The organism is Stappia sp. TSB10GB4, assembly GCF_900185745.1.
Classification (GTDB): Bacteria; Pseudomonadota; Alphaproteobacteria; order Rhizobiales; family Stappiaceae; genus Stappia.
The window spans coordinates 83666-100706 of the sequence record NZ_FYAV01000057.1 but is presented as its reverse complement, the minus strand read 5'-3'; the positions used below and the strand labels follow the sequence as shown (position 1 = coordinate 100706).

The window sequence follows — 17041 nt, the reverse complement described above, 5'->3', positions numbered from 1 at the left end:
GTCGCGCCCCGCCTTCCTCCAATGCACGGTGCACTCGAGATGCCTCAGTTACCCGCGAGCGTCGGTGTGGGCTTCAAACCGCAGCATTTCATCGACATCACCCAGGACCCCGGCAAGGTCGGCTTCTTCGAGGTCCATGCCGAGAACTACATGGGAGCCGGCGGTCTGCCGCACGCCCAACTCACCGCGCTCAGGGCGGACTATGCCCTTTCGGTTCATGGCGTCGGCCTGTCGATCGGCGGCGCCCGCGGCCTGGATCCCGATCACCTGGCGAGGCTTCGCCAGCTCTGCGAACGCTACCAGCCCGAGAGTTTTTCCGAGCATCTCGCCTGGTCGAGCCACGACACCGGTTTTCTCAACGATCTTCTGCCGCTGCCCTACACGGACGGGTCGCTGAACGTGATCTGCGCTCATGTCGACCAGGTGCAGGAGGCACTCGGGCGCAGGATGCTGCTCGAGAACCCGTCGACCTATGTGATCTTCGAGCAGTCGACGATCGCCGAGGTCGACTTTCTCGCCGAAGTCGCGCGGCGCACCGGCTGCGGCCTGCTCCTCGACGTCAACAATGTGTTCGTGTCGGCGACCAACCACGGTTTCGACCCTTGCGCCTATATCGACAGCTTCCCGCTCCAGCATGTCGGCGAAATCCACCTGGGCGGTCACGTGGTGGAAGAGCTTCCGTCGGGGCCGCTGCTGATCGACGCGCATTCCTCCGAGGTCGCCGACCCGGTCTGGTCGCTCTTTGCCGATGTCGTCTCGCGATGCGGACCCGTCCCAACGCTCGTCGAATGGGACAATGACGTTCCCTGCTGGTCCGTTCTGGCCGACGAAGCCGCGCGCGCCGCGCGCATTCTCCATGCTCCGGAGAAGCGTCATGCGCAGGCTGGCTGAGCTGCAATCCGGCTTTGACGCAGCCCTGCGCGGAGGCCCGCTTCCGGCCGGACTGACGGCGCGGGACCCGGCGGAGGCCGAGCGCCGCTTCAATGTCTACCGCAACAATGTCGTCGTCAGCCTGACCGAGGCGCTGGCCATGCGGTTCCCGGTTGTCCAGCGGCTCGTCGGCAAGGCGTTCTTCCGGCAGATGGCGCGCGTCTATGTCGAACTGGACCGGCCGAAGACACCGGTGCTGACGCAGTGGGGAGACGGCTTCCCCGCGTTCCTGGCGGGTTTTCCGCCGCTTCTGGACTATCCCTACATGGCCGACGTCGCCCGCATCGAGTATCAGCGCGGCGTTGCCTTTCACGCGGCCGACCATGAACCGGCAACGCCGGACCTTTTTGCCAATGCCGACCCGGCCGACCTCGTTCTGGCCTTGCACCCTTCCGTTTGCGTGCTTGCTCTCGCGCATGCGGCGGTCTCGATCTGGGCGTCGAACCAGCCCGGCGCGCTGCCCGGCGCCATCGTTCACGGTCCCGAAACGGCGCTCATCTTCCGGGATCGCTTCTTCAACGTGCCGGTGAAGGCGATCGCGGCCGGCGATGCCGCCATGATCGCCGCGCTCAGCGACGGCCGGCCCTTGCTCGAAGCCGCACAACTCGCCCAGGCGGCTGACCCGGCCCACGACGCCGGACGCCTTCTCGCCGAGTTCATGGCAGCCGGTCTCATCCTCAATGCGGAGATTTCGACATGCAGACCCTGATCAAGCGGCTGAACGGCTGGTTCCAGCTCATTCCCGACGACCTTGTCGCCCTCGGGCTCCGCTTCTTTCCGGCCATGGTGTTCTGGCTGTCGGGCCGCACCAAGGTCGACGGCTTCGCGATCAAGGACTCGACATGGTTCCTGTTCGAAACGGAGTTTGCCTTGCCGATCATCCCGCCGAATGTCGCAGCGGTTCTTGCCACCGTCAGCGAACATGTGCTGCCGGTGCTGATGATCCTCGGCCTTTTCACGAGACTGTCCGCCTTCGGTCTGCTCGTCATGACCGCCGTCATCCAGATATTCGTCTATCCCAGCGCATGGGTCACGCATGGGCTGTGGGCCGCCGCCCTGCTTGCCGTCGTGGTCCGGGGACCGGGCAGGATCTCGCTGGATCATGTGCTGCGTCTTGACGGTCCGCCGCAGAAGACGACCGCATGATGGATCCGGTCTTCGCCTGTCGCACAGGGATGCGAGCCGCCCAGATCAAGGGACGTGCCGGCGCCACGCTCGCTGCCGTGACCGCATGACGGCGTCGCTCGCAACTCTGCGTGATGTGGGTTGCCTCGCGATCGCAAGCCCCGCTAGGTTGCCTCTCGCGGACGCGCGACGGGAGGCCGAGATAGCCGACGCTTGCAACGATCTGGAGGCGCTGTTGACCGCCGCGAACGCAGGCGACGCAAAGGCGTTTGCCCGCTTTCTCACCGCCGTCATGCCGCTTGTCCGAAAGGTCGTCAAAGCCCGCGGGCGCGGGCTGCCGCCGGACCAGCACGACGACGTGGTGCAGGAGGTGCTGCTGGCGATCCACCTCAAGCGCCAGACCTGGGACCCGCGCACGCCGGTGCGCCCCTGGCTCTATGCCGTCGCGCGCTACAAGGTGGTCGACGCCTTCAGACGGCTGGGAACTCACATCCACCTGCCGGTGGACGACTTCGTCGATCTCATCGCGCAGGACGAGCCGAGCGATCTCCTGTCGGATCAGGAGGCCTCGAGGATGCTGGCTCAGATCGATACGAGGTCGGCCGCCATCGTGCGCGCAATCGGCCTTGACGGCGACCGCGCAACCGAGGTCGGCGCCCGGTTTTCGATGAGCGAGGGAGCCGTGCGCGTTGCCTTCCACCGCGCCATCAAGAAGCTGTCCGCTCTTGCGCGGGGATCCGACCGATGACCCGGAAAAGACTGTCCACGGAGGACTTCATCGCCGACCTGGCCCGGGCCCCTGTCCCGAAGCCGTTTGCTGCGTCCTCGATCGCGCTTTGGACCTCGGCGGCGACGGCCCTTGGTGTTGCCCTCTGGCTCTCCCTGATGGGGCTGCGGCCGGACCTCGGCACCGCGTTGAGCGCGCCGGTGACCCTCGCCAAGACAGGGCTGCCGGCGTTGCTGTCGGTCTCCGCATTGTGGCTCGCGATCCGCTCCGCCTATCCCGGCAAGGGGCTCAGGCTGTCATACCTGCTTCTGCCGCCGGCAATGGCGCTTGTCCTGATCGCCGATGCCGCAGCCGCCACGCCGGCACCGTTTCTGACGCAAGCGATGGTGGGCAGTACGGCGATGAAATGCCTGTCCGCCGTTCTCGGTCTGTCGCTGCTTCCGATCGCCGCGGGACTGACTTTCCTGAAGAACGGCGCGAGCACGAATCCGGCCCTGTCCGGTGCCTTGCTCGGCCTTGCGGCCGGCGCCGGAGCGGCGGCCGGCTATTCTCTCGCCTGCACGGAGGACTCTCCACTCTTCTATGTAGTCTGGTATGGGCTCGCGATTGCCTCGGCCGGCGGCGTCGGCTCTCTCGCAGGTTCGCGCCTCCTCAGGTGGTGATTGCGAACAGACCCAGGCCTGCTGACAAGAATTGTGAACACCGATGAGGGGCATCCTGCGACCGATGCGCCTCAGTCAGATCGCCGTGTTCAGCCGTCTTTGCCTGTTCCAGATCGCGCAAGGGGGACCGACAGTGCGCGAGAAGCCTGCCGATCAGGCGTGAACAAAAAGGGCGCCTCGCGGCGCCCGTTGTCGTTCAGCCGCAGCCACCGCCGCAACACTCGTCGCGCCTTTGCTCCTCGACCAGCCCTTCCTTGCCCACGAGGACATGCCAGTCGACAGGACCGAGGACCCGATAGGTCCAGGAAAACTGGCCGGGAATGGCTTGCTGGAACTGGTACAAGAGCCCCTGCGGATCATGATCGTTGATCAGTTCGAAACATTCACCCGGGAGCAGCGCGTCGTACTGGCGGAAGACCAACGAGTGACGTTGCGGCCTGGGCAGCGATCGCAGATCCACAATAGCGACAGGCCGATCGGCATGGGCAGGTGTAAGGGTCATGGCGCACTCCGATGTTGATGCGGATGACCCTGTTCTTAGGGGGCGAATGAGCGGCCGTCCTTGTCCGGGAACAAACTCCCGCCGGCAGCGTTGCCTCGCCCGGTTTACGGAGTTCTCCAGCCGTCACGGCTGTCGGACAACATGACGTCGATGTCGCCTTCACGCTTGACTACCGCTCGGATATCCTCAGACGACATCAAGCTGAACGCGGTCGAGAATGCATCGGCTTTCGCAGCATCCCGCGCGGTGACGGTAACACTCCTGTCGCCGGTCACGCTCGCCCCGGTGCGGGGGTTCAGCAAGTGCGTGAAACGGCCCGCGGCGTCGAAGCTGAAGCCCGCCGCGCTCGATGTGGCCACCGCCTTGTCGACCAACTCGATCGCGGCCGCGCGCCCGGCAGGGGTAGCCACGTCCCGGATGCCGACCTGCCATGGACCACCGTCCGGTTTCGATCCGAGCACGCGGATCTCGCCGAGATCGATGATGCTCTTTTCGATGCCACTCCGACGCAGAAGCTCGACAGCCCGGTCCGTGATGTAACCCTGGGCGATGCCGTTGAGCGTCAGGGCCATGCCAGGTCGGCCAAACGCCACACGGCTCTGATCGAAGCTGACCTTGTCGAAGCCAACCAGATCGAGAGCCTCACGGATTTCGGTCGATGTGGGACCGCCGGCCGAAGCACCGGGCATCGAAAAATGCTCTGCCAGCACTTTCCACAGCGGCTGGACCGTGGGGTCGAACACCCCACCGGTCACTTCCCAGGCCTTGCGACAGGTCTCGAGAAGCGCGACCAATTCGGACGGAGGCATGGCCAGGGCGCCCAGCCGGTTCAACTGCGAAATCGCCGAGCCGGGCCGGTAGAGACTGAAGATCTGCTCGAGCCTGTCGACCTCGGACCGGACCTGCCGAAGCAGGCGCTCCGCAGCGACGGGGTCCTGATGGTAGATCACCAGGGAGGTCGGCGCGCCGAGCGCCTGCCCGCGCCAGCTCACCGCCTCTTGCAAGGGCGTCGCCGCAACGGCCGGCCAGGCTAGGCCGCAGCCGGCCGCCGCGGCGGTGATCGAGATGAAGCGTCGGCGGTTCATGGTGCCCATGGCGTGCCCCTATTGTGTCGAACCCGCCGCCCCAGGCGCCGTTGCCGCGTCACCGGGCCCCAGCACGTAGTCGACAGGGATGTCCTCGAACGTCACCACCTCGCCGCCGTTGTCCTGCGCAAACCGCTCGGCGGCGTCCCTGGTGGAGAAGGGAACCGTCTCGGCGGCCCCCATTCCGCCCCTTGCCGAACTGCCGATCACATAGAAGGCGGCTCGCGCATCGACCCAGTTATCCGCGCCCGGATTGTCCCAGTCCGGCGCATGCTTCATGTCGGACACATAGACGGCGGAGTAGGTCTTGGGTTCCTCCGGAAGCATGGTGAACGCCACCGCATCACGGGCGGAGGAAAACCAGATCGGCTCGGGTCCGAAGATGACCTGCCCCTTCGGGCCGGGATGCTCGAGCACGTTCATGCCGCAGTAGCGCCCCATGGCGTCCTGCGTCAGGGCAAAAGGCTCCGGCAAGGCGGCAGAGCCTTCCTCGCCGCATCCCGCCAGACCGAACGCGGCGGCCGCGATGATCGGAAACAACAGGCGTCTCACAGTTCCCTCCTGGAGAAAACCAGGGCAGCGGCGGACAACGGCACCGCCACCCAGACAAGCAGCGCGCCGACCAGCGTGGCCGGCGAAAGCGCCGCATTTTCCGCAACGCCGCCCATGCCCGAGAGGGCTCCGACATTGCCGGAGCTCAGGTTCAGCAGCCGGTATGCATCCGTCGGATTGGCCAGCAACAGAGCGTCGAGCACCCCGCCGCTGATGATGCGGCCCTGATCGACGACCAGCAGGCCGAGAAGCGCCATGTCATAGATCAGCACGTAGAGCAGCCACACCCCGACCGCGATGCCGCCGGCGGTGCCGCGCTCGCGAACCAGCACGCTGACGAGATAGCCGATCGCGATGAAAACGGCTCCGAGCAGGATCGACGACAGGATCATCGAGGCAAACGCACCGAAGCTGCTTCGATCGATATCCGCGCCGGTCACCGCCAGCGCAACAGCAGCGGCCCCGTAGCCAAGCAAGGTGGCAAAGGCGAGGATGGCCAGATGGCCGGCGAACTTGCCTGCGATCACCTGCCAGCGCCCTACCGGATAGCTAAGCAGGAGCAGCATCGTGCCCCGCTCCATTTCCCCGACGATGGCGTCGTGCGAAATCAGCAATGCGATCAATGGCACGAGGAAGATCGAAAGGCTCGACAGGCTGACGATGACGACGTCCAGCGCGCTGGCGCCGACATTCCCCGTCGGGGCGCTGCCGAGAAAGGTCAGCGTCAGGGCCAGCGCCGCCAGAAGCAGCGTCGTGGCGAGGACCCAGCGGTTGCGCAGCCCCTCCTGGATTTCCTTGCGGGCGATAATGAAGATGTTGGTCACTCGCCCCTCCCCCGCGCCTCAAGGAAATGCGCGTAGAGTTCGTCCAGTGTCGGCGGTATCACGTCGAAGTCGGCAACGGGAGCGCCCGGCTCGGCGACCCGGCGCAGCACCGCGACCTTCTCCCCCGGCTCCGCGTCGATCTCCAACTGGCGCCCGTTGACCCGTCGCCAACCGCCGGCGCGGGCCCAATCGTCGGCTGCGGAAACGCCCTCGCCAGCCAGCGTGAGACGGATGCGTGTCGGCAGACGGGCGATCCGCCGGAGATCGTCGAGCGTTCCATCGGCGATCTTGACGCCCCGGTCGACGATCACGACGCGGTCCGCCCTGCCTTCCAGCTCGGTCAAGGCATGGGAAGACAGCAGCACGGTCGCGCCGCCGGCGCGCAGCTCCGCGACGATGTCGTAGAAGCTGCGGCGCAATGCCGGATCGAGGCCGGTGGTCGGTTCGTCCAGCAGCAGCACCCGCGGCTGCCCCAGAAGCGCCTGCGACAGCCCCAGCCGCTGGCGCATCCCCTTAGAATAGGTGCCGACGCGCCGGTCGGCCGCGCCCCCCAGCCCGACCCGCTCAAGCAGCGCTCCGGTCGTCTCCACGGGCACGCGTTTCAACCGGGCGTAGAAGGCAAGGGTCTCGCGGCCCGTCAAAGCCATGTTGAAGGAGACGTTTTCCGGCAGATAGCCGAGCCTGCGGCGCGCTTCGAACTGTCCGGCCACCGGGTCTTCGCCAAGCACCCGAACCGTGCCGGCGGTCGGTTTCACCAGGCCGAGCATCAGTTTGATGAGCGTCGTCTTGCCGGCGCCATTGTGACCGACAAGTGCGATGGTCTCGCCTTCGCGACACACGCAGGAGATCTCACGCACCGCCTGCACGGCGCCGTAGGACTTGGCAACGTTCGATACCTGGACCGTCTCGACCATCATTGCTCCATCCGCATCGGTCTTGGGGGCGTCATCAGCGGCCGGCTGTCGACCACGCCGCCGGGCAGCAGAGCCGGAAACTGCGCCTGTGCCCAGCGGATCACCTGGACGGCAGGGCTGTTCACGAGAACCTTCGCCTGCGGCGCGGTCCACAGCACCCTGTCGATGATGTCGTTCGGGCGGTAGGGAGTGTCGCCGATCCCGTCGCCGTCCAGGTCGAAGGCCGGATTGTCGCTCCAGTAGTTTCCTCGCCCCTCGAACGACCAGTCGAGGTGCCGCGTCCCGACATACTTCACCTGGTGCCTGTTGCCGATGAAGGCATTGTCGGTCATCGCGTTGCTTTCCGACCCGGCGGTGAAATGGATGCCGATGGCGCAGCCCTCGAACCAGTTTCCGGTCAGCCGGTTGCGGTTCGCATTGTAGATGAAGACGCATTTCTCCGGGCCAAGCCGCATCCCCCCGCTCACGCGACCGGCGGTCTCGCGCTCACCCGGGAGGCCGTGCACCCCGTCGATCCGCGCCGCCGCCGTCCATCTGTGGATCGGAAGCGGCCGGCCGCGCACGATGTTTCCGGAGATCTGCGACCCGTTGGCGTAGTTCAACAGCAGGCCATGGTCGCGGTCGCCATCGGAGATGTTGTTGGTGACACGCAACCGGTCGGAAAACATGATCGCGTAGCCGACGGTGTTGCCCGACGACAGGTTGTCGCTGACCTCGCTGTCGTTGGTGTACATGTAGTGGATGCCGAAGCGGACATTCTTCAGCGTGTTGCCCTTGAAGACGTTGCCCTGGCTCGTTTTCGTGAAAATGCCGTCCCGTCCATAGCTGATCTCATTGTCGACAACCTGGGCGCCGGGGGCATTCCACACCGAGACGCCGTCGCCGGCCTCGCTGGTGCGCCCCTCCCGCAGGCCGACGATGCGATTGCCCCTGGCCAGCGCGTCCCTGGCTCCGTGCAGGTAGATGCCGACGAGGTTGTCGAGGATGGCATTGTCCTCGATGCGGGCCCCTGTCGCCGTCTGTGCGACGAACACCCCGGAATCCATCTCGAAAAGGTCTCGACCCGACCCCCGTATTTCAAGGTCGCGGACAACCGCGCCGGGTGCCGTCACGGTGATGACGCTGCCCTTGCCGTTGCCGAGAACCACCGCCCCGGCCTCCCCTTCGAGCGTCAGCGACGTATGAAGCGTCACCGGCCCGGCATGCTCGCCGGACTGGAGACGGATCACGTCGCCCGGCGCGGCGGCATCGACGATCGCCTGCAGGCCGGCGCCCCCCGGACGGTGCTCGATGACCCGCGCCGAGGCAGGCGCCCCCACGGTGGCGGCGAGGACCGCCGCCACCAGGGCTCCGATGAACGTGGAGCCGGATCGCATCGTTCAGGCGCCTTGCGGTTCGACGAACATGCGGCCCTTCATCTCCATGTGCATCGCATGGCAGAACCACGAGCAGTAGTACCAGTAGACACCCGGCTGGCTGGCGGTGAAGGTCACCGAGGCGGTTGCCTGCGGTCCCACCTCCATGTTGACGCCGTAGTTGATGACGCAGAAGCCGTGGGTCAGGTCCTCAACCTCGTCGAGGTTGGTGACATAGACCGTGACCTCATCGCCCTGGCGCACGGTGAAGTCCTCGAGGCCGAACGCCGGTGCAACTGAGGTCATGTAGACCCGCACCTTGTTGCCGTCGCGGATGACTTCCGAATCGCTCATCAGATCGATGCCATCGGCCTCGGCCTGAGCCACCGCATCGGCGAAGAACGGGTCATCGCGGCTCCACACATGCACCGGGTTGATCTTCGAGCGGTGCACGAGCGTCGCGTCATGCGGCTCGGCGAAGGTCGGATTGTCATGCACCAGCACCATCTCATCGCCCGAGATGTCGATGAGCTGGTCATTCTCCGGCTTCAGAGGGCCGACGTTGAGGTAGCGGTCCTTGGAGAACTTGTTCAGAGAGATCAGCCACTTGCCGTCCGCCTCCTTGGTCTGGCCCATGGAGGTGTGGTTGTGTCCGGGCTGGTAGTGGACGTCGAGTTTCTGCCGGATCGGGTCCACCTGTTCACCGGCATAGGCACGCTTTGCGTCCTCGATGTTCCACTTGCAGACCTGGCTGTCGATGAACAGGGTGGTGTAGGCGTTGCCGCGTCCGTCATAGGCCGTGTGCAACGGCCCGAGGCCCAGTTCCGGTTCGGCGACGACGGTGTCCCGCGGCAGGATCTTGTCGTCGAACAGATCGTCGAACTTGCGGACGTCGAAGACGGTGACCGTCGGCGACAGCTTGCCGTTCGCCACCACATGGATGCCATCCGGCGCGGTGTTGATCCCGTGCGGGCTGTTGGGCACAGGAACATAGCGGGTGTAGGGCGATCCCTTGCGGCCATCGACCACCGGCACGCCGTTGAGCTCCTGATAGTCGCCGTTGGCGACGGCCTCCTCGATCCGGGCGAGGTTGAAGATGACGATCCAGTCCTGCTCGTTCGCCATCATCTCCGCGAGGGTGACGCCTTCCTCCGAGTTGTAGCAGGTGGCAAAGGCGTACTTGCCCTGGTAGTCGGCGTCGACATTGTCGAGATTGCCGTCGACCATGACCTGCCACGCCACTTCCATCGTCTCGCCGTCGACGGCGGTAAAGATGGCATGGTAGCTGCTCTTGTCCCCCATCGTCGTGCCGTCATTGGGGATCGGCACGCGGTCCTCGCCGTTGCAGAAGACATAGCCGGTCCTCGGATATTTCTGCACGCGCAGGCCATGCACGGTGTGCTGGTTCGGCAGTTGGATGATCTTGTCGCACTTCATCACGTCGAGACGGATGCGACAGACCCGCGTGTTCGCCTTGTCGTTGGCATAAAGATAGCGGCCGTCATAGGTGCCATCGGTGAAGGAGGGATGCGGGTGATGCAGGTCACCGTTGAGATAGGTGGCACCCTTGTCCTTGAGGAACTCCTTCGTCTGAGGAAGCAGACCTTCGGTCAGCACCTTCAGGCTCTCGTTGGTCTGCCCCCAACCGGTCGCGCTGCAACGGTTGAACACCGGGATGCGCATCAGCTCGCGCATCGAGGGTGCTCCCACGACCCGGATTTCTCCAGTCTGGCCGCTGGAGAAGAAGACATAGTATTCGTCGAGCTCGCCCGGCTTGACCTCATAACTGCTGCCGGAGGCCGACTGCGCGACCGCTGGCGTCACCGGCCCACCCGAGAGGGCAAGGCCGCCGCCCATACCGGCCGCGCCTGCAGCCGCCACCGCAGCAGTGCTACCAAGCAACTGACGCCGATTGACGCCCTTGTTCTTATCTTCCGACTGCATCGCCTTTCTCCCGTTTCGGTTCTAGGTGGTCGGTCGCGTCACGGCGCCCGGAGTTTCAATCCGGGTTCCCTTGTGTGAAATGACCGTCTTCACAGGCCCCTCGCCTCGCGATGCAGGCGAAGAAAGGGCCTGGAACTTTTCCCGCTTCAATCGCACCTGGATCATGTGCGGACAGCGCTGATCGTCGTGATAGAGCTCCTGGCAATGCATGCAGTAGATGCATTCATTGACGTTGATCTGCCCCTCGGGATGGATGGACTGCACCGGACAATCCTTGGCGCAGCGCTGGCAGGGAGAGCCGCATTCGGGCCAGCGTTTCAGCCATTCGAACATCCTGATGCGCCCCGGTATCGCCAGGGCAGCGCCGAGCGGACACAGATAGCGGCAATAGAATCGCTCGATGAACAGGCCGGCGGCGAGAAGGGCGAGTGCGAAGACGACGAAGGGCCAGTCGCGCACGAACTTCAAGATGATCGCCGTCTTGAAGGGCTCCACCTCGGCCGCGATCTCGGCCATCGCCACCGAGTAGAAGGAGAGCCCGAACAGACCAAGGAAGATGATGTACTTGATCGGCCAGAGCCGCTCGTGCAGGCCGAACGGAACCTTGATCTGCGGCACCTTCAGCCACTGCGCGATGTTGTTGGTCAACTCCTGCAGCGCGCCGAAGGGGCAGAGCCAACCGCAGAACGGGCCACGCCCCCAGAACAGCAGTCCGGCTGCAACCGCCGCCCACAGGATGAAGATCAGCGGGGCGGAGAGGAAGAACTCCCAGTTGAAGTCGGTGATCAGCGCGTTGGTGAAGGTGAGGACGTTGACGACGGAGAGCTGTGCGTTGGCGTACCAGCCGAGCCAGACCAGCGTGAAGACGAGGTAGCCGCGCCGTATCCAGCGATAGAGCACCGGGCGGCGGACCAGCCAGTCCTGGAAGAAGAAGATCGCGGTCAGGACCAGCAGCGCCACCACGGTGATGGCGATCGAAACCGTATTCATCTTCCAGATGCGCTGCCACAGCGGCTCGTCGTCCGCGGCCAGACGCGCCTCGGCGGCGGCATCAAGGCCCGGCGCCTCCGGCTGGACGACCTGCTCGCTCGGTGCCGGCGCGGGCGCGGCGGGCACCTGCGTCACCGTCACATATGCGTCGGGCAGCGTATAGCCGAGTTCATAGGACAGGGTCGCCTTGTCGCGCGCGCCGATGCTGCGTTGCACGAGGAGCTGCAACTCCCAGGGTTCGGTGACATCGAAATCGAAATCCTCCGGCACGACGAAGAGCGCGATCTCGCGCAGCCGCGGCGCACCGTCCGCCGCCAGATCGGCGAGGCGGGTATGGTTGCGGTCGCGGAAGCGGATGCCCTGGCCGTCCTGCAGAAGCTCGACGCGGTCGAAGATGCCGCCGCGCACGTAGCCGGAGCCCTTGAACGAATAGGCGCCGTCGCCCGCCACCACGATGGCCTGCTGACCCGGCTTCAACCGCTGGACCAGCCGTTCATACTGAACCTCGCCCAGCAGGCTGCGGCCGATCGTCGGCACACTGACCGGGGCGATATAGAGCTCGATGAACTGGTCCTGAGGATCGCGCGTCTCGGGTCGCTCCGCAGCTTCCGGGCGGCCGATCTCGCGGAATGCCTCGCTCACCTCGCCTACCGACAGACGCAGGGTTCGCACCGACCCATCGCCGATGAGCGTCTCCCAGTCGCGCAGTTCGCTTGTGGTGAGATCGACTTCTCGGGTTTCGGTCGGCGCCATGACCTGCGCCTGGGTCGCTGCGAGCCGATTGCCGCGGATGAGACGTACGGCGGAGCGCACGACGCTGTCCCCCATCACCAGCACGGTCACCGTGGCGCCGCTGACGATATCGACCTGCGGCGGCCGGACCGCCCCGGCGGAGACGCGTCCGAGGTCCTGCCCGATCAGCGTGTTGAGGGACGCGACGACCTTCTCCTCCGGAATGCCGATCAGCACGATCGGCTCCTGATGGTCGACCATCTTCAGGCCGCGAATGACGCCCGCCTCATCGATGCCGACGAGAATGTGGATGGGCTTGCCCGAATAGCCGATGGCGCTGGTGACGTCCGAGTTCAGATAGACATGCCCGACGAGATCCCGGCCACGGAACACCGGCGCCATCGGAGGATCTCCCTCGATCTCCCCGTACCGGTCAGCGCCCGCAAACAGCTCGCCGGGCTGCGCCCTGGACAGGAACTGCTCCAGGCGACCGGCAGCACCCGCCTCGAACGACAGGCATGGGACCAGCAACGCCATAACCAGCACCCGCAACAAAGCGAGCGCCGGGGCCGTTAACAGGCGGGGGTGGAGGGCCCCCAGACGGATCCAATGCATGTTCCTGCTCGTCCTAACAGGGACAACCGAAGCCTGCCGCTGGCGGCTCGCCAGCAGATCCAGGTTGTAGCCCTCCCCGTTTCATGAGGCACTCCAAGGCACCGGTCTTTGTTCCCGGACAAACTCCGGAACAGATCAGATGCTATGGATGGGGGACCCACGAGGAAGGTTGCCACGCAGGGAGGCTGCCGTGACGCTGCTGAGATCGGAACCGTTTGCGGAAGTGGAGACCCTGGAGGAACTCCTGGCCATCGCCTACCGGATGGAGCAGGAGGCCTTCGGCAACTACACCGACCTTGCCGAGCGGATGCGCCGGGAAGGACGACCGGACCTCGTTCCGGTCTTCGAGCGGTTGGCCGGAGAAGAGGCCCGACATATCGACAATGTTGTGGACTGGTCGCAGCGGATCAGCGGCACCATGCCGGATCTGGCGAAGCTGCAATGGGAACCGGCGGACACCTTCGACGATGAAGGCGCAAGCGCCATCGCGCCCGAGTTGATGGGGGCCTACCGATCGTTCTCCATGGCCGTGCGCAACGAGGAGCGGGCTTTCCTGTTCTGGACCCATGTCGCGGCTCAGACAGACCAGGACCCGTTGCGGCTGGCGGCGGAACAGATGGCGCGCGAGGAACTCGGTCACCTGACAACGCTGCGCGTGGAACGCCGCCGCGCCTTTCATGCGGAACGGGCGGCCAAGGCACAGCTCGAAGCGGCCTCGCTGCCGGACCTCGAGCTGCGTTTCGCCGACCTGCTACAAACAGCGGCGGCCCGCCAGGAGGGAGCGAGCGGCTCCGGCCTGGAGGCGGCGGCCCGAGAAGCCCGCGAACGAGCGGCCGCGCTTGCCGACGCGCCGTTCGGCCCCTCTCCGCTGGTGCAGGATGGGCTTCGGCCGGACGTTCTCGGGCGAGCGGTGCCGCTGTGCGAGTTGCTGCTCGACTGCTATCTCGACTTCGCTGAGCGCCTGCCCGGTGAAGAAGACCGCACCCGCGCGCAACGCTTTGCCGGACGCCTCGTCGCTTGCCGATCCGCGTTGAGGGACGTGCAGCGATGAGACTTGTGGGCACTGAGCCGTCACGGGTCTTTCATCCAGCCGCGATCGGAGATGGCGCCGCTTTGAGCCGCACAGGGAGAACCTTCTCCGGTTTTCCCTTCCTCTCCCTATGGCTATCGGTAGAAAAATTCGGAAGTTCGGACCTTGTTTACTTGTTCTTCTTGTTGACGGCGGGGGCCTCTCCGAGGCCCAGCCTTGCCGCATGCCAGGACGCTTCGGCGCGCGAGGAAATACCGAGCTTGCGGTAGATGTCCTTGATATAGCTGGCCACCGTATTGTCCGAAATTCCCAGCGTGTCGGCCACCTCGCCATTGCGCAGCCCCCGGCCGATCAAGCTCAGCACCTCGCGCTCGCGCCCCGTCAGATTGTCTTCCGGGGCGGCCGGGCCCGTTCTCTTGAAATGCTCCATGATCCGGCGCGCGACCGAAGGCGAGAGCGCGGGGATACCCTCGGCCATCTGCTTGAGCTGCCGCACAAGCAACTCTTGGGGCTGCTCCTTGAGCAGATAGCCCTGGGCACCGGCTGAAAGCGCGCCCACGATCGATGCGTCATCGCCCATCACGGTGGTGACGACACAGACGGCTTGGGAGCGCAGGAGACGCAGATTGCGCAACACATCGAGGCCGGACCCGTCCGGCAGGCCAAGATCGATCAGCGCGACGTCGTAGTCGCACGCCGCCGCCTGTGCGATGCCTGCGCGCATGCTCGCCGCTTCGTGGATTTCGGCCTCGTCGAAAGCCGCGGTGACGATCTCGCTCAGCCAGCGGCGGGTTTCACTCAGGTCCTCGACGATGAGTATCTTCGTCATTGCGCAATCCGTGCAACATCTATCGCGAACTCTGCCTCAATACGGGTGCCGACGGCCCCGCTTGCGACGTTGAAGCGGCCGCCCAGGCTTGTCACCCGCGCCTGCATATTGGCGAGCCCGTTGCCGGCCTGGACGCTGCCGGGATCGAAACCGGCGCCGTCATCGGTGACGGAGAGCTTTATGATATCCCCCTCGAGCCGAACCGTGACGCTGATCGTTTCCGGCTGCCCATGCTTGAGTGCATTCTGGACCGCCTCGCGGACGACCGAGCGCACCGTATGCGCGGCGGTCAGCGGCAGGATCGCGGAGCCGGCATTCTCCACTGTCCATTTCATTTTCACGCCGGCGGCGAACAGATGCTCGGAGATTTGCGAGCGCAGATCGGCCAGCATCTCATCGAAGGAGAGGTCGGGATTGGAGGCGTTGTTGATAATGTCGCGCAGGTCCGTCAGCGTCTCGCGGATCATCATGTCCTTGCGGGCCAGCCCGGGGCTGTGCAGCGCGCCCATCAGTTGCACACCGATATTGTCGTGAATGTCGCGGGCGATGCGTTCACGCTCCTCGGCGACGCCTTTTTCGTAGGCTTCCCGGCTCTCCAGCGCATTGGCCAGCATGGCCGTGAGCTCGGCCGCCAACTCCGCGTCACGCAGGGAAAACAGCTTTCGCCCCCCGCCCGCATAGTCCAGACGATAGTCTGGCAGGCCACGGGGACCCGGCACGGCGAGCGCCAGACCGTCATCGATCAGCGCTGGAGCCTCCGCCTTGCCGGGTGCGATGGACAGCGGGCGAAACGCATCCTCCAGGAGCGCGCGCCAGCGCGCCTGCTGGTCACGGCCCGGCGGGGTGAGCGCCACGTCCATCACCTGGCGGAACAGGTTTCCCCGCGCAGGCTCGGCGCGGCGCAGCACAAGACGCGCCAGCATGTCGCGCAGGGGCAGCCAGGCCAGCGCCACGATCAGCAGCGACAGCGCGAAGGCCGGTGCGCGCTCATCGACAATGGTGACGATGAGGATGGCATCGAGCGCAAGAAGAAGAAGCACGCCGACAACGTAGAAGAGAATGCGGAAGGCCCATTCATCGAGCTGGAACAGGCGATACCGGGCAACCCCGAGCGCAACCACTACATAGACCAGCAGGAAGAACAGGAACGCTTCACCCTGCGAGACGACGGCACCGATCCCCAACGCATTGGGCGCTATGACCGTGACGACGAAGCCACCGGCCCCCACGATCACCGCCAGCCCAAGCCAGGCGAGCGCCGCCCGGTCGCGCGGGTGCCCGCGCGTGACCTTGAACTGGATGGCGACCAGAATGACGATGGTGAGCATGGCAAGAACCACCGCCAGATGGAAACCCAATCCCGGCCCGCCCGCCAGTTGCCGGATATCCACGATCTGCCAGGCACCGAGAACAACAGTGGGAACCGCCAACCAGCGGGGCGACACCAGCCTTCGGGGATAGACGAGAAACAGCCCGATCATGCCCACGCCGAAGGTGAGTGCTCCGATGTGGTTAAATGTAGAAAGAACCCGGAAAAGTCCGCCCGGAAGCGCCAGTTCCCGTGTGGAATAGACGGCGGCTGGGAAGGCCGAGATCATCAAGCCCGCGCCCGCCACCAGCAAAAAGCGTGTCGCCCATTCGCCGCGCCTCAATGCCCAGATCCACGCCCCGATCCAGAAACCGGCAAGCCCCACGCCGATCTGCATCCAGAAAGCCACCGGCAAAGAGGAGACCGGGCGCTGTCGACCGGGAGAGACTGAGTAGGTTTGTGTTTGGCCCAGAAACGCGACGCCCAGTTCAACCCCGCCGATGCTGCGCAGAACCGCGGCAATCTCATCCTGCCGCGCGAAGAAGGCGCGCATATCGGCATAAGTCTCGAGTGCGTCCGGTTCCTCCACGAGATCGCCGGGTTCAAGCCGGACCCTCCTTCCGTCTGAACCTGCGACCTCCACCAAGGACGCGACAGACGCGGGTATTCCCGCGCCCGGCTGCTCGGCTGCCGGGCTGTCCTGCTCTATTGCGTCGATCCACAAACCGTCGAAGCTGACCGGAATTGCCAGTCTGGGTTCAGCCTCGAGCTTGAGCCCCAGCCAGCGCTGATCCATCGCCAGACCCAGCATAACCGCCGCCAGAACTACGCTGAGTGCGATGGCAGTCGACAGCAGGACGTTGGGGGTGAAGCGGACAAGCAAAAGCCGAGGCCTCCTGTGGCAACGGAAAGGTCA

The 17041-nt window shown here is 65.2% G+C and carries 16 protein-coding genes; 6 read left to right on the top strand and 10 right to left on the bottom strand.

The window, feature by feature from the left end; translation table 11 throughout:
• The first annotated feature begins 39 nt into the window (after nucleotides 1-39).
• From TSB10GB4_RS16660 to TSB10GB4_RS16640, 5 genes are read left to right on the top strand one after another with little or no spacing between them, the layout of a single operon-like run.
• On the top strand, nucleotides 40-891 hold the full coding sequence (locus TSB10GB4_RS16660; RefSeq protein ID WP_186396647.1) for a DUF692 domain-containing protein: 852 nt from the start codon (nucleotides 40-42) through the stop codon (nucleotides 889-891).
• Nucleotides 875-1639: a DUF2063 domain-containing protein gene (locus tag TSB10GB4_RS16655; RefSeq protein WP_186396646.1), complete on the top strand. Its 765-nt coding sequence runs from the start codon at nucleotides 875-877 to the stop codon at nucleotides 1637-1639. Before TSB10GB4_RS16660 ends, TSB10GB4_RS16655 begins: the two co-directional genes overlap by 17 nt.
• Nucleotides 1627-2076 carry a DoxX family protein gene (locus TSB10GB4_RS16650; RefSeq protein ID WP_186388260.1) on the top strand — a complete coding sequence of 150 codons (450 nt, stop codon included), beginning with the start codon at nucleotides 1627-1629 and terminating at the stop codon, nucleotides 2074-2076. Before TSB10GB4_RS16655 ends, TSB10GB4_RS16650 begins: the two co-directional genes overlap by 13 nt.
• Nucleotides 1967-2803: a sigma-70 family RNA polymerase sigma factor gene (locus TSB10GB4_RS16645; protein WP_371328913.1), complete on the top strand. Its 837-nt coding sequence runs from the start codon at nucleotides 1967-1969 to the stop codon at nucleotides 2801-2803. Before TSB10GB4_RS16650 ends, TSB10GB4_RS16645 begins: the two co-directional genes overlap by 110 nt.
• Entirely contained in the window at nucleotides 2800-3444 is a 645-nt protein-coding gene (locus tag TSB10GB4_RS16640; RefSeq protein ID WP_186396644.1) for an NrsF family protein, read from the top strand. The genes TSB10GB4_RS16645 and TSB10GB4_RS16640 overlap by 4 nt, the downstream gene beginning before the upstream one ends.
• A gap of 196 nt (nucleotides 3445-3640) precedes the next feature.
• Here TSB10GB4_RS16640 and TSB10GB4_RS16635 read toward each other — a convergent pair whose 3' ends face one another.
• The 8 genes from TSB10GB4_RS16635 to TSB10GB4_RS16600 all read right to left on the bottom strand — a co-directional run bounded on the left by TSB10GB4_RS16635 (nucleotide 3641) and on the right by TSB10GB4_RS16600 (nucleotide 12879).
• Nucleotides 3641-3946, bottom strand: a complete 306-nt coding sequence (locus TSB10GB4_RS16635; RefSeq protein WP_186396643.1) for a DUF2249 domain-containing protein — start codon at nucleotides 3944-3946, stop codon at nucleotides 3641-3643.
• Nucleotides 3947-4050: 104 nt separating this feature from the next.
• Nucleotides 4051-5040, bottom strand: coding sequence for an FAD:protein FMN transferase (locus tag TSB10GB4_RS16630; RefSeq protein WP_186396642.1), 990 nt, complete (start codon nucleotides 5038-5040; stop codon nucleotides 4051-4053).
• 9 nt (nucleotides 5041-5049) lie between these two features.
• The gene (locus TSB10GB4_RS16625) at nucleotides 5050-5583 is read right to left on the bottom strand and encodes a nitrous oxide reductase accessory protein NosL (RefSeq protein ID WP_244570937.1); all 534 of its coding nucleotides are present in this window, start codon (nucleotides 5581-5583) and stop codon (nucleotides 5050-5052) included.
• Nucleotides 5580-6407 carry an ABC transporter permease gene (locus tag TSB10GB4_RS16620; protein WP_186396641.1) on the bottom strand — a complete coding sequence of 276 codons (828 nt, stop codon included), beginning with the start codon at nucleotides 6405-6407 and terminating at the stop codon, nucleotides 5580-5582. The genes TSB10GB4_RS16625 and TSB10GB4_RS16620 overlap by 4 nt, the downstream gene beginning before the upstream one ends.
• Nucleotides 6404-7321, bottom strand: coding sequence for an ABC transporter ATP-binding protein (locus TSB10GB4_RS16615; RefSeq protein WP_186396834.1), 918 nt, complete (start codon nucleotides 7319-7321; stop codon nucleotides 6404-6406). The genes TSB10GB4_RS16620 and TSB10GB4_RS16615 overlap by 4 nt, the downstream gene beginning before the upstream one ends.
• Nucleotides 7321-8697: a nitrous oxide reductase family maturation protein NosD gene (locus tag TSB10GB4_RS16610; protein ID WP_186396640.1), complete on the bottom strand. Its 1377-nt coding sequence runs from the start codon at nucleotides 8695-8697 to the stop codon at nucleotides 7321-7323. The genes TSB10GB4_RS16615 and TSB10GB4_RS16610 overlap by 1 nt, the downstream gene beginning before the upstream one ends.
• A gap of 3 nt (nucleotides 8698-8700) precedes the next feature.
• The gene (nosZ, locus tag TSB10GB4_RS16605) at nucleotides 8701-10620 is read right to left on the bottom strand and encodes a TAT-dependent nitrous-oxide reductase (protein ID WP_186396639.1); all 1920 of its coding nucleotides are present in this window, start codon (nucleotides 10618-10620) and stop codon (nucleotides 8701-8703) included.
• Between the two features lie 21 nt (nucleotides 10621-10641).
• Nucleotides 10642-12879 carry a NosR/NirI family protein gene (locus TSB10GB4_RS16600; RefSeq protein WP_244570936.1) on the bottom strand — a complete coding sequence of 746 codons (2238 nt, stop codon included), beginning with the start codon at nucleotides 12877-12879 and terminating at the stop codon, nucleotides 10642-10644.
• Nucleotides 12880-13147: 268 nt separating this feature from the next.
• On the opposite strand from TSB10GB4_RS16600, the gene TSB10GB4_RS16595 reads away from it, so the two are divergent.
• The gene (locus tag TSB10GB4_RS16595) at nucleotides 13148-14008 is read left to right on the top strand and encodes a ferritin family protein (RefSeq protein WP_244570935.1); all 861 of its coding nucleotides are present in this window, start codon (nucleotides 13148-13150) and stop codon (nucleotides 14006-14008) included.
• Nucleotides 14009-14156: 148 nt separating this feature from the next.
• Here TSB10GB4_RS16595 and TSB10GB4_RS16590 read toward each other — a convergent pair whose 3' ends face one another.
• Nucleotides 14157-14816, bottom strand: coding sequence for a response regulator transcription factor (locus TSB10GB4_RS16590; protein WP_186396637.1), 660 nt, complete (start codon nucleotides 14814-14816; stop codon nucleotides 14157-14159).
• On the bottom strand, nucleotides 14813-17008 hold the full coding sequence (locus TSB10GB4_RS16585) for an ATP-binding protein (RefSeq protein ID WP_186396636.1): 2196 nt from the start codon (nucleotides 17006-17008) through the stop codon (nucleotides 14813-14815). The genes TSB10GB4_RS16590 and TSB10GB4_RS16585 overlap by 4 nt, the downstream gene beginning before the upstream one ends.
• Between the last annotated feature and the right edge of the window lie 33 nt (nucleotides 17009-17041).